Annotated in this window: 11 protein-coding genes; 2 read left to right on the plus strand and 9 right to left on the minus strand. The window is 72.9% G+C overall.

The annotated features are described in order from the left end of the window. Positions 1–11: 11 nt before the first annotated feature. From FB388_RS38935 to ssd, 4 genes are read right to left on the minus strand one after another with little or no spacing between them, the layout of a single operon-like run. Entirely contained in the window at positions 12–761 is a 750-nt protein-coding gene (locus FB388_RS38935; protein WP_246122830.1) for a type II secretion system F family protein, read from the minus strand. Next, positions 758–1,564, minus strand: coding sequence for a type II secretion system F family protein (locus FB388_RS38940; protein WP_142107612.1), 807 nt, complete (start codon positions 1,562–1,564; stop codon positions 758–760). The genes FB388_RS38935 and FB388_RS38940 overlap by 4 nt, the downstream gene beginning before the upstream one ends. Beyond that, positions 1,558–2,760, minus strand: coding sequence for a TadA family conjugal transfer-associated ATPase (locus tag FB388_RS38945; RefSeq protein ID WP_246122831.1), 1,203 nt, complete (start codon positions 2,758–2,760; stop codon positions 1,558–1,560). Before FB388_RS38945 ends, FB388_RS38940 begins: the two co-directional genes overlap by 7 nt. Continuing rightward, the gene (ssd, locus tag FB388_RS38950) at positions 2,757–3,869 is read right to left on the minus strand and encodes a septum site-determining protein Ssd (RefSeq protein WP_281290533.1); all 1,113 of its coding nucleotides are present in this window, start codon (positions 3,867–3,869) and stop codon (positions 2,757–2,759) included. Before ssd ends, FB388_RS38945 begins: the two co-directional genes overlap by 4 nt. 586 nt (positions 3,870–4,455) lie before the next feature. Here ssd and FB388_RS38955 point away from each other — a divergent pair. Continuing rightward, positions 4,456–5,286: an HAD family hydrolase gene (locus FB388_RS38955; RefSeq protein ID WP_246122833.1), complete on the plus strand. Its 831-nt coding sequence runs from the start codon at positions 4,456–4,458 to the stop codon at positions 5,284–5,286. Positions 5,287–5,651: 365 nt separating this feature from the next. Here FB388_RS38955 and FB388_RS38960 read toward each other — a convergent pair whose 3' ends face one another. Beyond that, complete coding sequence (locus tag FB388_RS38960) at positions 5,652–6,404, minus strand: oxidoreductase (RefSeq protein WP_142107614.1); 753 nt, start codon at positions 6,402–6,404, stop codon at positions 5,652–5,654. Positions 6,405–6,634: 230 nt separating this feature from the next. Here FB388_RS38960 and acs point away from each other — a divergent pair, with 230 nt between their 5' ends. Continuing rightward, on the plus strand, positions 6,635–8,614 hold the full coding sequence (acs, locus tag FB388_RS38965) for an acetate--CoA ligase (protein WP_142107615.1): 1,980 nt from the start codon (positions 6,635–6,637) through the stop codon (positions 8,612–8,614). A gap of 71 nt (positions 8,615–8,685) precedes the next feature. On the opposite strand, the gene FB388_RS38970 is transcribed toward acs, so the two are convergent. The 4 genes from FB388_RS38970 to FB388_RS38985 form a co-directional block, all read right to left on the minus strand. Next, a complete protein-coding gene (locus FB388_RS38970) occupies positions 8,686–9,684 on the minus strand; it encodes a TerC family protein (protein WP_142107616.1) in 999 nt (332 codons plus the stop codon). 81 nt (positions 9,685–9,765) lie between these two features. Further along, positions 9,766–10,332, minus strand: coding sequence for a hypothetical protein (locus FB388_RS38975; protein WP_425468615.1), 567 nt, complete (start codon positions 10,330–10,332; stop codon positions 9,766–9,768). A 7-nt stretch (positions 10,333–10,339) separates the two neighbouring features. After that, positions 10,340–11,839, minus strand: a complete 1,500-nt coding sequence (locus tag FB388_RS38980) for an Nramp family divalent metal transporter (protein WP_142107618.1) — start codon at positions 11,837–11,839, stop codon at positions 10,340–10,342. A gap of 192 nt (positions 11,840–12,031) precedes the next feature. Further along, positions 12,032–14,167: an acetate--CoA ligase family protein gene (locus FB388_RS38985; RefSeq protein ID WP_142107619.1), complete on the minus strand. Its 2,136-nt coding sequence runs from the start codon at positions 14,165–14,167 to the stop codon at positions 12,032–12,034. Positions 14,168–14,169 lie beyond the last annotated feature (2 nt).

The following is a 14,169-nucleotide window of genomic DNA, read 5'->3' on the forward strand; positions in this document are numbered from 1 at the left end:
GTTTGCGGCGCTCACCAGTTGGCGAGCACCTCGCCGGCGAGGCCGACGACGACGGGGGCGATGCCCAGGACCAGGAAGGCCGGGAGGAAGCACACGCCGAGCGGCGCGGTGATGAGCACGGCGGCGCGCTGGGCCTTCGCCTGCGCCGTGTCGAGCAGGCCGGACCGGATCCGCTCGGCTTCGGCACGGGCCACCTGCGCGAGTGCCGACCCCGTGCTCGCGGACCGGCCCGCCGCGCGGGCGAAGGTGGCGAGGGCAGGCAGCTGCTCCGCCGCGATCCACGCCGCCGCTGCGTCGGCGCCGAGCTCCAGCAGGCCCGCGGTGCGGCGCAGCCGTGCACCGACGGCGCCGCGCAGTGGCTCGGCGGCCGCCGTGACGGCGAGCGCCACGGGCAGGCCTGCTTCCAGGCACACGGCCAGGAGCTCCCAGCCGCCCGCGAGCTCCGTGTGCGGCTCCGGTGCCGGCCCCCGGGCGGGCCGCGCGTGCCGCACAGCGAGGACACCGGCGCCGGCCGCGGCGGCGGTGAGCAGCAGGCCGGCCGCGGCACCTGCGGCCGCCCAGCCCAGCGCGCCGGCGGCCACCGCGCCGACCGCGACCCATGCCGGGCGGACCGGTGGAGCGTCCGGAGCCGGTTGCGACGGCGGCGCGTGCAACGCGCGGAGCCGGTGGCGGCCGGGCCGGCTGCCGCCGACGAGGAGCGCGGCGGCGAGCAGCACGAGCGCCGCGGCCTGGCCGGACGAGGCCGGCGGCCCGCCCGTCACCGCGGCACCGCCGAACCGATGATCCGCTCCGACCACGCGCTGCCCGCTGCCAGCAGCACGACACCGATGACCAGCAGGACCTGTCCGAGCGGGCCACCGCGCAGCACCCCGAGCGGGTCGGCGCCGATCAGCTGCCCGAGCCCGATCCCGAGCACCGGCAGCATGGTGAGTACCCCGGCGGTGGCGCGTGGCCCGGCGAGCTGCGCTCGGACGGTGGCGGCGAACCGCACCCTCCAGCGGATGTCCTCGTGGGCCCGACCGAGCAGGTCGGCGAGGGGGATGCCGTGCCGTTCGGCGAGCGCCCACGCCGTGGCGATCCGCTCGACGTCGGCGCTGATCTCCGGACGGCCCGTGCCGCCCCGGCGCAGTGCGGGCACGATCCCGTCGCCGAGGCGCGCGGCCACCGCGGCCGGTGCCAGCACGGCCCGGGCGTGCGGGCCGTCGGCGTCGGTGCCGGCGAGCGCCGCGGCCGGATGGCTGCCGGCGCGCAGCTCGTCGGTGATGCGCGCGACGGCCGCGGCCAGCTGCTCGGCGGCGGTGGCCCGGTCACGCGCCGCCCGCCGGGCCGCCCGCCGCTGCCGCACCACGAGCGCGGCCACCGCCCCGGCCAGCGCACCGCCGACGCCGGCGAGCACGGCGCCCCCTAGCCCGCCGAGGAGGACGGGCCCGACGAGGCCGGGCCGGCCCAGGCGCCGGGCTCGCGCGGCCGGCCACAGCGCGGCGAACCGGGCGGCAGCGGGCGGCGGAGGCGTGCAGGCGATGGCCGCGGCGAGGGCGGCGCACGCGGCGGCGGCGTTCACCACGGGAGGCTCACCTCCCGCTCCTCGAGCAGCGTGCCGAGGGCGGCGCGGGCTTCGGCCCAGCCGTGCGCGCGGCTCCACACGGGGCGGACGGTGACCTCGTGGTGGTCGGAGTGGTGGTCGCGGCCCAGTACGGCGACGGTGTCGAGCACGCGCGCCCCGGACGGCAGCCGGTGCATGTGCAGCACGACCTGCACGGCCGCGGCGAGCTGGCTGTGGAGCGCGTCGCGGGGCAACCCGCCGGTGGCGGCGAGCGCCTCCATCCTCGCCGGCACCTCGCGCGCGGAGTTGGCGTGGACCGTGCCTGCGCCGCCGTCGTGGCCGGTGTTGAGGGCGGCCAGCAGATCGCACACCTCGGCGCCGCGCACCTCGCCGACGATCAGCCGGTCGGGCCGCATCCGGAGCGCCTGCCGGACGAGGTCGCGCAGGGTGACCCCGCCCGCTCCCTCGATGTTGGCGGGACGGGCGACGAGCCGCACGACGTGCGGGTGGCGCGGCCGCAGCTCCTCGGCGTCCTCGACGCAGACCACGCGTTCGTGCGGGTCGACGGCCGCGAGCAGCGCCGCGAGGATCGTGGTCTTGCCGCTGCCGGTGCCGCCGGACACGACGAACGCGAGCCGGGCGGCGAGCACGGCGCGCAGCAACGCCTCGCCGGTGGCGTCGAGGGTGCCCGATGCGCGCAGCGCCGCGAGGTCGTGGGCGGCCGGGCGCAGGACGCGCAGCGACAGGCAGGTACCGTCGGCGGCGACCGGTGGCAGCACCGCGTGCAGCCGCACGCCCGCATCGGCGACCCAGCCGTCGACGTACGGGCTGGCGTCGTCGAGCCGGCGCCCCGCTGCGATCGCGAGGCGCTGGGCGAGGCGGCGGACCGCGCCGTCGTCGGGGAAGCGGACCGCGGTGCGCTCGAGCCCGGCCCCTCTGTCGACCCACACCGACGCCGGTCCGCAGACGAGGACGTCGGTGGTGCGCGGGTCGCGCAGCAGCTCGTCGAGCGGGCCCGCCCCGATGAACTCCTGGCGCAGGACCCGCAGCGCGGACAGCACGTCGAGGTCGGAGACGACTCCGCCGGACTCCGCGCGCACGGCCGCGGCGACGGCCGCCTGGGTGAGCTCGCCGCCGGTGGTGGCGAGCCGGGACCGCACGCGGTCGACGAGCGGCGCGGTGTGAGCCGGCGGCGCCATGCCCGCTTGTGTGCTCATGACCGCGCCCCTGACGCCGCCCGCACCGCGGTGAGCACGGAGCGCGCCGCGCCGGCGAGCGGGCCGTGCGGCCGCGGCGGTGCTTCGCCGCGTTCCAGTGCTCGTGCCAGGCCGGGCTCGGGGCGCATGGCGGCGAGCAGCGGCGCGCCCACCGCCCTTGCCACCTCGTCGGCCTCGACGCCGCCCGGCGCCGGACCGCGGACGACGACGCGGACCGGCCTGCCGTGCCGGCCGAGCAGCGTGGCGACCCTGGCGCCCGCGGCGGACGAGCGGACGTCGGCGGTGACGACGAGCGCCACGAGGTCGGCGACCGTCAGCGCAGCGGTGGCGGCGTCGGTGGGGTAGCGGGGGAGATCGCACACGACGACGTCGCCGGCCCGCCTGCCGGCCTCGACCACGGCGCGCACGGCCGCGGGCGCGGGACCGTGGGTGCTGCGGTCGCAGGAGAGGACGCCGAGCGCGCCGTCGCGGCGCCCGACACGGGGTGAGGGGAGGGCCGCGTGGAGCGCCGCGGCCGGGACGCGGCCCCCCTCGACCCCGATACCGGGCCAGCGCAGCCCGCCGAGATCCTCGGCGCCGAGTACGAGGTCGAGCCCGCCACCGAGCGGGTCGCAGTCGACGAGGAGTGCCCGGGCGCCCTCCCGCACCGCGGTGACGGCGACGGCGGCGGCCAGCACCGACGCCCCGGCGCCACCGCGGCCGCCGACGACCGCGAGCACGGCGCCGTTGGTGCGTGGCCCCTCGGCCGCGTCGGTGAGCGCGGCGACCAGCCACTGCTCGGCCTCGGGCAGTGTGATGACGTGCTCGGCCCCGACGGCGACCGCGTGCCGCCAGACCGAGGCCGGTGGCTCACCCCGGACCGCGACGACGACCGCGCCACGCCGGGGCAGGCCCGCCCGGGCGCACTGCGCGGCTGCGGCGGAGTCGAGCACCACCAGCGGGGCATCGCTCCAGAACGCTCGGGCCTGCGGGGGATCGACCGCGCGCTGCACCTCGCACCCCGCGGCGGCGGCGAGCCGCAGCAGCGCGTCGAGCAGGTCGGGGTCGGACACCATGACCAGGCCTCGGGGCGGCGGATCCGGTCGCTCCACCATCTCTCTCGATCGCACGACAGCCTCCTCGTGGACCCGGTCGGACGAGCCGGGGTACGAGCCAGCGTGGCCGGTCGACGGGGTGCGTGGCGGACGATCACCGAACCTGTGGACAACCTGTGGTTGATGTGGACAACTTGGTTTGAGGCGCCTCTGACCAGCCCGTTCCTGTCGCACCCGTGGGGAAGAATGGAGCGGGGGCGGCTCGTAACCGCCGATCGATCCACAGCCGTGCGGCCGTCCACTGGGCGGCCGCGAGGAGCACACCGCCGGCGCTCGCGTGGCCCCTGGCGGCGATCATCGCCTCGCGATCGGCGCGAAGCGCACGTCCCCGTTGCCGTCACCGCGTTCGCGATCTGCTCGCGGTGATCATCGGCAGCCCGTCGGAGCCCTGGACATGGGACGGCCCCCGCCAGGGGGGATTGGCGGGGGCCGTCAGTTGGTTCAGCTCCGGGGGGTCGAGCTGAACCGCGTCCGGACAGAGCCGGACAGCTCCATCGTAGCCCCTGACGAGCACATCCGCGCGCTTCCGGGGGCAAGCATCTGGGGTGGTGTCGGCGCAGGACGCCCCATCGGCTCGCGTCCTGTCTGGCAAGCTCGCCCCGTGTCCGGTGCGCTCCCCCCGCAGCTGCCCACCCCGGCGCCGCCCCACCCCGGCGCGGCGGCGTTCTTCGACCTCGACAAGACCATCATCGCGGGATCGAGCGCGCTCGCGTTCAGCCGGCCGTTCCGCCGGCAGGGGCTCATCAGCAGGCGGGCCGCCCTGCGGAGCGGTTACGCGCAGTTGCTACTGGTGCTCTCCGGTGCCGACGCGAACACGATGGACCTGCTGCGGAGGCGGATCACCGCGCTGTGCACCGGCTGGGAGGTGGCGCAGATCCGCAGCATCGTGGCCGAGACGCTGCACGACATCGTCGAGCCGCTGGTCTACGCGGAGGCCACCGAGCTGATCGCCGAGCACCGGGCGAACGGCGACGAGGTGGTGGTGCTCTCGGCGTCGGGTCAGGAGGTCGTCGAGCCGATCGCCGCTCTCGTCGGAGCCGACCGCTGCGTCGCCACGCGCATGGGCGTGGTGGACGGGCGGTACACCGGGGCGATCGAGTACTACTGCTACGGCGAGGAGAAGGCCCAGGCAGCGCGGCAGCTCGCGCAGGAGCAGGGGTACCGGCTCGAGGACTGCCGCGCGTACTCCGACTCGATCACCGACCTGCCGCTGCTCGAGGCGGTGGGGCATCCGACGGTGGTCAACCCGGACCGCGCGCTGCGCCGGGAGGCCGCGCTGCGCGGCTGGCCCGTCCTGACGTTCGCCGATCCGGTCGCGTTGCGGTTCCGGCGCCCTCCGCTGCGCGCCACGCTCACCGCGGCCGGTGTCGGAGCGGTTGCCGCGCTGGCCGCGGTGGGTTGGTACGCCTGGCGGCGACCGGTGCGCTCCTGAGGCCGCTGGGGTTCGTGAGGGTGTCGCCACGGTCACGGATCGCCACCCTGCGTGCCTGAACCGGTGCACCTCTCGAGGGCTCTTGCTGTGGTCCCGGTCACCGACTACAAAGGGCCGTACGGACCCCTGACGGCCAGGGGCGGTGCGGCAGAGAAGCACCCGTCCACCCCGAAAGGGCTCCGTGCGGGAAGTTCGGGCGCTCCACGCACAGCACGCCGCGGGAGGCATGTCGTCGTGGGCCTGCGTACCGGGACGCCGGACGCCGAGGCCACAACCACGACACGTAGTGCACGCCTGGATCTCGAGCTTCCCGTGCAGGCGGGCGGCGCTCCTCAGGGGGCGCCGCTCGTCTCGTATGTCGGGGGTCAGCTGCGCGCGTCGGCGATCGAGGTGCCTTCCCGCGCGCCGGACTCCCACTGCGCGCAGCAGTGCAGCACCCAGTCCCGGAGGCCGTCCGGGGTGCCGCCTGCGAACGCGGCGGCTGCGCCGCGGTACTGCGCGGCGTGACGCAGGTGCCCGACCTCCGGCACGGCGAGCCCCTTCGGATCGAGGCCCGCGGCCACCGCGGCGAGCCTGGCCGCTGCCCGTGCCACCACACCGTTGGCCGTCGGGAACGGCGCGAGGGCGAGCAGCTCACCGTGAACGACCGCCACGAGCACCGGCGCCGGCACCCGGGTGCCGCCCGTGACGAGGTCGGCGAGCAGGCCGAGCCGGGCGGCCACGCCGTCGCCTGCGCGCGGCCTGCCCAGGTCCGCCTCGTGCCGATCGGGTGGCACTAGGTCGGCCGCGGCCACGACGTGCAGCCGGGCGAGGGCCTGCAGGGGGGAGCTGCGCCAGGCACCGAGCAGGCGCCCACACTCCTCAGCGGCCCGCACGGCGCCCGCGAGCACCGGGTCGGCCACGGTGTCGCTCGCCGTGAGCGCCGCTCCGTCCAGCGCGGCGGACGCCCGCGCCGCACGCAGGCTCGCCTCGGCGGCGCTCGCCGGCCACCCCCGCCGGTTGACCGGGTGGTTGTGCACGGCGACCAGCGCGTCCCGCGCCCGGGCCACGGCCTCGGGAACCCCCGGCAGGTCGAGCAGGGGGGCCAGCGGATCGGCGGTGACGGCCACGTCCGGCATGTTTCCACTGCACTGCGGCACGGCAGCACCCGGATCCGGCGCGACGAGCGGTCTGCGCTCTTCGTCCGGAGCAGGAGCCGTTCCTCCGCCGTCGATCGGCCCCTCGTCGACCGCCCGTCGATATCGCCCGGTCTGTCCGGACCGACGGTGCGTTGGGCCCCCCGGCGCACTAGCGTCGAACACCAAGCAAGTGGAGCCGGGCGCCGACGCCCAGGACCAGGAGGGCACTCATGGCCGAGGAACACGCCACGCTGAGCAACCTGTCCACCGAGAGCCGCAGCTTCCCGCCGAGCGACGAGTTCGCCGGGCAGGCGAATGCCACGGCGGACTGGTACGACCGCGCGGACGGCGATCGTGAGGCGTTCTGGGCCGAGCAGGCGGAGCGGCTGCACTGGGACCAGAAGTGGGAGCGGGTGCTGGACTGGGACGCCCCGTTCGCGAAGTGGTTCGTCGGCGGCAAGCTCAACGTGGCCTACAACTGCGTCGACCGGCACGTCGAGGCCGGGCACGGCGAGCAGGTGGCCTTCCACTGGGAGGGCGAGCCCGGCGACACCCGCACCATCACCTACGCCGACCTGCAGCGTGAGGTGTGCAAGACCGCGAACGCGCTGATCGAGCTGGGCGTGGGCAAGGGCGACCGCGTGGCCATCCAGCTGCCGATGATCCCCGAGGCCGTGTTCTCGATGCTGGCGTGCGCGCGGCTCGGCGCCATGCACAGCGTGGTGTTCGGCGGGTTCTCGCCCGGCGCGCTCAAGGCCCGGATCGAGGACGCCGAGGCCAAGCTGCTCATCACCTCGGACGGGCAGTTCCGCCGGGGCAAGCCGGCGCCGATGAAGGCCAACACCGACGAGGCGACGGCGCAGACGCCGACGATCGAGCACGTGCTGGTCGTCAAGCGCACCGACATCGACGTGCCCTGGACCGAGGGCCGGGACGTCTGGTGGCACGACCTCGTCGAGAAGCAGTCCGACCAGCACTCACCGGAGGCGTTCGACGCCGAGCACCCGCTCTACATCCTCTACACCTCGGGCACCACGGGGAAGCCGAAGGGCATCCTGCACACCTCGGGTGGCTACCTCACCCAGTGCGCCTACACCCACCACGTGGTCTTCGACCACAAGCCCGGCGAGAGCGTCTACTGGTGCACCGCCGACATCGGCTGGGTCACCGGGCACAGCTACATCGTGTACGGGCCGCTCGCGAACCGGGCGACGTCGGTGATGTACGAGGGCACCCCGAACACGCCGCACGAGGGCCGGCACTGGGAGATCATCCAGAAGTACGGGGTCTCGATCTACTACACGGCGCCCACGTTGATCCGCACGTTCATGAAGTGGGGCCACGAGATCCCGGCGAAGTTCGACCTGTCGTCGCTGCGGGTGCTGGGCAGCGTCGGCGAGCCGATCAACCCCGAGGCCTGGATGTGGTACCGGGAGAACATCGGTGGCGACAGGTGCCCGATCGTCGACACCTGGTGGCAGACCGAGACCGGCGCGATCATGATCTCGCCGCTGCCCGGCGTCACGGCCGCGAAGCCGGGTTCGGCGATGCGGCCGCTCCCGGGGATCAGCGCCGAGATCGTCAACGACGAGGCCAAGCCGGTGGGCCCCGGCGGCGGCGGGTACCTGGTGCTCGACAAGCCGTGGCCGTCGATGCTGCGCGGCATCTGGGGTGACGAGGAGCGCTACCGCGACACGTACTGGTCCCGGTTCGCCGACCAGGGCTACTACTTCGCGGGCGACGGCGCCAAGTACGACGACGACGGCGCGATCTGGCTGCTCGGCCGCGTGGACGACGTGATGAACGTGTCCGGCCACCGCATCTCCACGACGGAGGTGGAGTCGGCGCTGGTGAGCCACCCGACGGTGGCCGAGGCGGCCGTGGTGGGCGCGTCCGACCCGACGACCGGCCAGGGCATCGTCGCGTTCGTGATCCTGCGGGGCAACGTCGCCCAGGACGAGGCGAAGGGCGCGGACGCCATCAAGGCGCTGCGCGACCACGTGTCCAAGGAGATCGGCCCGATCGCGAAGCCGCGCCAGATCATGGTCGTGGACGAGCTGCCGAAGACGCGCTCCGGGAAGATCATGCGCAGGCTCCTGCGCGACGTGGCGGAGAACCGCGAGGTCGGTGACGTCACGACCCTCGCGGACTCGTCGGTGATGGACCTGATCTCCGCCGGGCTCAAGGACAGCAGCAAGTCCGAGGACTGAGCTCCCGAGCCCGCACGCACGAGCGCCCGCCCCCTGCTGGAAGGGAGCGGGCGCTCGTGCGTGTGCAGCGGTCAGTTGGACGGGTGGCTGCTCGGCTCGGTCAGCTCGTCGCCCGGGGTTTTCTCGGTTGCGGCGTCGCGGCGCGACTTCACGAGGCTGGCCACCGTGGTGACGGCGAGCGTGCCGACGATGACGGCGAGCGAGACGAGGATCGGCACCTCGGGTGCCCACGCCACGCCGTGGTGGTGCATCGCCTCCAGGATCAGCTTCACCCCGATGAACGCGAGGATGAACGCCAGGCCCTTGCTGAGGTAGACGAGCCGGTCCAGCAGCCCGCCGATCAGGAAGAACAGCTGCCGGAGCCCCATCAGCGCGAACGCGTTGGCCGTGAACACCAGGTACGGCTCCTGCGTCAGGCCGAAGATCGCCGGGATGGAGTCGAGGGCGAACAGCAGGTCGGTGGTGCCGATCGCGACCATCACGATGAGCATCGGGGTGAACAGCCGGCGGCCGTTGACCATGGTCGTCAACCGGGCGCCCACGTACTGGTCGGTGGAGGGGACGACCCGCCGGACGAAGCGCAGGGCCCGGTTCTCCTGGAACTCCTCGTCCTCGTCCCCGTGCCGGATCAGCTTGTAGGCCGTGTAGATGAGGAACGCGCCGAACAGGTAGAACATCCAGTCGAAGCGCGAGATGGCCTCAGCGCCGAGCGCGATGAAGATGCCGCGCAGCACGAGCGCGAGCACGATGCCGATCAACAGCACCTTCTGCCGCAAGTCCCGCGGCACGGCGAACCGGCTCATGATCAGCACGAAGATGAACAGGTTGTCGACGGACAGCGAGTACTCGGTGATCCAGCCCGCGAAGAACTCACCGCTGAACTGCGGCCCGGCGAACGCCAGCAGGCCGAACCCGAACGCGATGGCGAGCGCGACGTACACGACCACCCAGATCGTGGACTCGCGCATCGAAGGGTCCCGGGGGTTGCGCGCCACCAGGTAGAAGTCGAACGCGAGCACGGCGAGGAACGCCGCTATCGTCACGATCCACACCCCGGTCGAAATGATCATCTCTCTCCTGTCGGGTCACGCCGTCCGCCGGCGGTGGGACGAGGACGGCGCGGCAGAGCAGCTGCTCCGCCGCGCCGTCCGTCACGAGGATGGACGGGTTCGCCCCCGGGCGGCGGCCCCGGTGGAGGCCGCGCGCCGGGCGCGCTTCTGTTCCCTCGCGGCCCACACCGCACTCGCGTGGGCAACGTAACGGGCGTATACCCGCTCGGCATAGGGATTGTGCTCTTTGAGGTGGAGCATCCAGGCCGGTGTGATCCGCTCGTACAGCCAGGTGAAGCCGATCGCGAAGCCCAGGCTGACCATCGCCTGGTAGGCGAGGAATGTGAGGACGTCGTCCGGTGGGGTGGGGCTCCCGCCCAGTAGGACGGGAGTCCCCGTCTCGTGCAGCAGGCGCGCGAGCGGGAAGCCCACGAACCACACGAGCGCCGCCGGGGCGAACATGCCCGGCTTGGCGCGGCCGAGGCCCACGAGCACCCCGTAGACCGCGCCGAGCAGGGCGAGCGGCACGGCGAGCGTGACCGCTCCGGTGAGCGCCCAGCCGACGGGCTGGCCGACCAACGCGGCCATCCCGCCGACCACGGCGCCCCCGAGCACGCCGATGACCGCGCCGCTGGCGCTGACCTCGGCGAGCTGACGTGCCTGTGTCACCGACATGTCAGCCCACGACCACGCCGAAGCGGATGAGGCTGTAGAGGAGCATCCCCAGGTAGAAGAACGCTCCGAACCCGATGATCAGGTTCGTCCACAGCTTCGGCCGGATCGGCTTGGGCAGCAGCCGGTTGTTCACCAGGAGCAGCACGATGCAGTACGCGCCCATGGCGAACGTGGACAGGAACGCGAGCACGTCCAGGATGGCTGCCGGACCGTCGGCCGGTCCCCAGAGCAGGATGCAGATCCCGAAGATGATCACGCCCCAGAGGAACCCGGCGTAGAGGTGCGCCTGCCGGAACCGCTTGGCGCCGGGTACGAAGTTGTAGGTCATGTCGGCCTGGCCCCGGGAGAACGAGTCGAAGAGCCCCAGGGTGGCGTTCAGGCCGATCAGCGCGATGAACCCGAGGAACACCCCGCCCAGCGCCGGTACGCCGACCGAGGCGAACGAGGAGGACATGGCGTTCAAGGCGGCCTCCCGCTCCCCCTCCCGGAGCAAACCGACCACGTCCGGGCTCTGCCGGGCCGCTGCCTGCGCGAGAACGGTGAACGAGACGGTGACCAGCATCGTGATACCCCAGAAGAGCAGCAGGGCGTCGAAGGTGACCCAGCGCCGCCACCCACGCCACTTGGCCATCTCGGCCGGATCGTCGGTGTCGAACATGAAGCCGCGCGCGGGCATGACCTCCTCGTCGCCCGCGTGCGCCAACCCCCGGGTCTTGGGGATGTGCGCGCCCATGCCGGCGCCGCTCTCCCGCAGGTGCAGCGTGTACCACATCTGCTGCATGCCGGACGGCCCCGCGAAGGCCACGGAGCCGACGATCACCGGGAACCACGCCTCGGTCAGCGCCTCATCGGGAAGGTAGCCGAAGGCGAACATGCCGGTGATCGTGGTGGCCAGGTCACCCCAGGTGCCGACCATGGAGGCGATCACAGCCGTGCCGAGCACCAGGATGCCGATCAGGAGCCCGAGCACCTTCTCCAGCAGGTCGTAGATGACCTTCGCGAGCGTGAAGACCGTGCCGACCACCAGCATCCCGATGATCGCGGCCACCTGCCACGGCACCCCGGTGGCGGACTCGAACGCGGACGCGCCGGCCGAGAGGTGGCCCGGCCAGATGTAGATGAGGATCGCGATCGTGAAGAAGAACCACATGATCGGTTTGAAGATGCGCGCGGCGCCGGTGAAGATGCTCTCCCCGGTCGCCATCGCGTAGCGCGCCATCTCCAGCAGCACGAACGCCTGCAGGGTGACGCCGATGAGGAACAGCCAGCGGATCTCGGGCCCGAAGAGCAGAACGAGCCGGGGCCACATGTACGACTCGCCCATCCCCACGCCGAGCGCGACGAGGAAGACCGTCGGGCCGAGGATGTGGATGGACGGGGGTGGCTCCGGCAGTTTGCGGATGGGCATCGGTTCCAGGCTGCCCGCGTGCCACACCCGTTCGCTGCCTGCGGTGGCCGCCGTGGCCGGCAGACCGGCGTCGGGTTGCTTGGAAGTCGTCACGTATGGGACCTCTCCGTTGGGATCTCATGGGTTGACTGCCCGGCCCTGCTCCTGCCTCCCGTCTGCGCTCCGGATGTGGCGACGCGGTCGCCGGTCGGTCCGGCCGGTTCCCTGGTGGGTGGGCGAGATCCCCAGGTTTCCGGCCGGACCGACCTGCTCCTGTGCCGGCTGTGGTGCCTGCCGGTCTACGGGTCAGATGAGTCCCGCGCTGCGGGCCCACCGGTACTTCGCTCCCAGCACGGCCACCGGCTTCTCGGTGGTGTACGGGTAGGCGACGATGCCGTGGTCGTAGAGGTACGTGCTCGCCTCCTCCACCTCGACGTCACCGGCGAGGGACGCGACCACCGGCTTCTCGATCCCCTTCTCGCGCGCCTCGGCCACCACGCGAGCGGTCAGCTCGGCGAAGACCATCGGTGGGGTCACGATCGTGTGCCAGTAGCCGAGGATCAAGGCGTGGATCCGGTCGTCCTCGAGACCGAGCCGGATCGTCGCCTCGTAGGTCGACGGCGGCTCGCCACCGGTGATGTCGATCGGGTTGCCCGCGGCACCGAACGGCGGGATGAACTTCCGGAACGCCTCGTCGAGGTCCGGCGGGATCTCCATCAGCGCCATGCCGTTGTCGACGACCGCGTCGGACAGCAGCACCCCGGACCCGCCGGCGCCGGTGATGATGACGACGTTGTCGCCCTTCGGCGTGGGCAGCACCGGAACGCCCCGGGCGAACTCGAGCATGTCGTTCAGCGAGTAGGCCCGCACCACGCCGGACTGGCGCAGGATGTCGTCGTAGACCTGGTCGTCGCCTGCGAGCGCACCGGTGTGCGAGCCCGCGGCGCGCGCCCCCATCGCCGTGCGGCCCGCCTTGAGCACGATCACCGGCTTCTTCTTCGTGATGCGCTGCGCGGCCTCGACGAACGCCCGGCCGTCCTTGAGGTCCTCGAGGTGCATCGCGACGACCTTGGTGTCGTCGTCCTGCTCGAAGTAGGTGAGCAGGTCGTCCTCGTCGAGGTCGGCCTTGTTGCCAAGGCCGACGATGGCCGAGACGCCCGTCTTCGTGGTTCGGCTGAACCCGAGGATCGCCATCCCGATGCCACCGGACTGCGACGTCAGCGCGACGCCACCCTTGACGTCGTACGGCGTGCAGAACGTCGCGCACAGGTTCTGCGGCGTGTAGTAGTAGCCGTAGATGTTCGGCCCGAGCAGGCGCACCCCGTGCTCGCGGCCGATCTTCACGATCTCGTCCTGCAGCTCGTGGTTGCCGGTCTCGCCGAACCCGGAGGGGATGAGCACCGCGGCCGGCACGTTCTTCTCGCCGACCTCGCGCAGCGCCTGCGGGACGAACTTCGCCGGCACGGCGAACACGGCCACGTCGACCTCGCCGGGCACGTCGCCGATGCTCTTGTAGGCCTTCTTCCCGAGGATCTCGTCGGCCTTCGGGTTGATCGGGTAGATCTCGCCCGCGTAGCCCCCGTTGATGAGGTTCTTCATCACCGAGTTGCCGATCTTGCCGTTCTCCGCGGACGCCCCGATGACGGCGACCGCGTTCGGCCGCATCATGCGGTTCATCGTCGCCAGGATCTCCTCCTGGCTGTAGCGCACCGGCTCGGCGGGCTCCTCGGCGTCCAGCAGGATGCGGACGTCGGCGGCGGACGCGCCGTCGGGACGGGCGAACACCGGGTTGAGGTCGAACTCGCGGATCCGCGGGAAGTCGGTGACCAGGTCGGACAGCCGCGTGATGATCTCGGCGAGCGCGTCGGCGTCGGCCGGCTCCGCCCCGCGAGCGCCCTTGAGGACCTCGGCGGCCTGGATGCCGTCCAGCATCGAGTGGGCGGTCGGCGAGTCGACCGGGGCGAGTCGGAAGGTGACGTCCTTGAGGACCTCGACCAGGACCCCGCCGAGACCGAAGATCACGACCTTGCCGAACGTCGGGTCCGTGGTGGCCCCGATGATCACTTCCTGGCCACCGGAGAGCATCTGCTGCACCTGCACGCCGTCGATGGCGGCGTCGGCGTTGTAGGCCTTGGCGTTGGCGACGATCTCGTCGAACGCGGCGCGGACGTCCCCGTCGCCGGAGACGCCGACCTTGACCCCGCCCGCCTCGGTCTTGTGCAGGATGTCCGGCGAGACGATCTTCAGGACGACCTTGCCGCCCAGCTCGGCGGCGAGGCGGACGGCGTCGTCGGCCGTGCTCGCCAGGCCCTCACCCGGGGTCGGGATGCCGTACGCCTCGCATACGCGGCGGCCCTCCGGAGCGGTCAGCGAGTCCCGGCCCTCGGCGAGCGCCTTGTCCAGGACGTCGCGTACGGCGTCCTTGTCGTACCCGGCTCCCATGG

The organism is Pseudonocardia cypriaca, from assembly GCF_006717045.1.
Lineage (GTDB): Bacteria > Actinomycetota > Actinomycetes > Mycobacteriales > Pseudonocardiaceae > Pseudonocardia > Pseudonocardia cypriaca.

Excerpts from the sequence above, each read along its gene's own strand:
- FB388_RS38985 (WP_142107619.1), bottom strand. The coding sequence starts at position 14,167 with ATGGGAGCCGGGTACGACAAGGACGCCGTACGCGACGTCCTGGACAAG.
- FB388_RS38960 (WP_142107614.1), bottom strand. The coding sequence starts at position 6,404 with ATGCCGGACGTGGCCGTCACCGCCGATCCGCTGGCCCCCCTGCTCGAC.
- FB388_RS38945 (WP_246122831.1), bottom strand. The coding sequence starts at position 2,760 with ATGAGCACACAAGCGGGCATGGCGCCGCCGGCTCACACCGCGCCGCTC.
- acs (WP_142107615.1), top strand. The coding sequence starts at position 6,635 with ATGGCCGAGGAACACGCCACGCTGAGCAACCTGTCCACCGAGAGCCGC.
- FB388_RS38970 (WP_142107616.1), bottom strand. The coding sequence starts at position 9,684 with ATGATCATTTCGACCGGGGTGTGGATCGTGACGATAGCGGCGTTCCTC.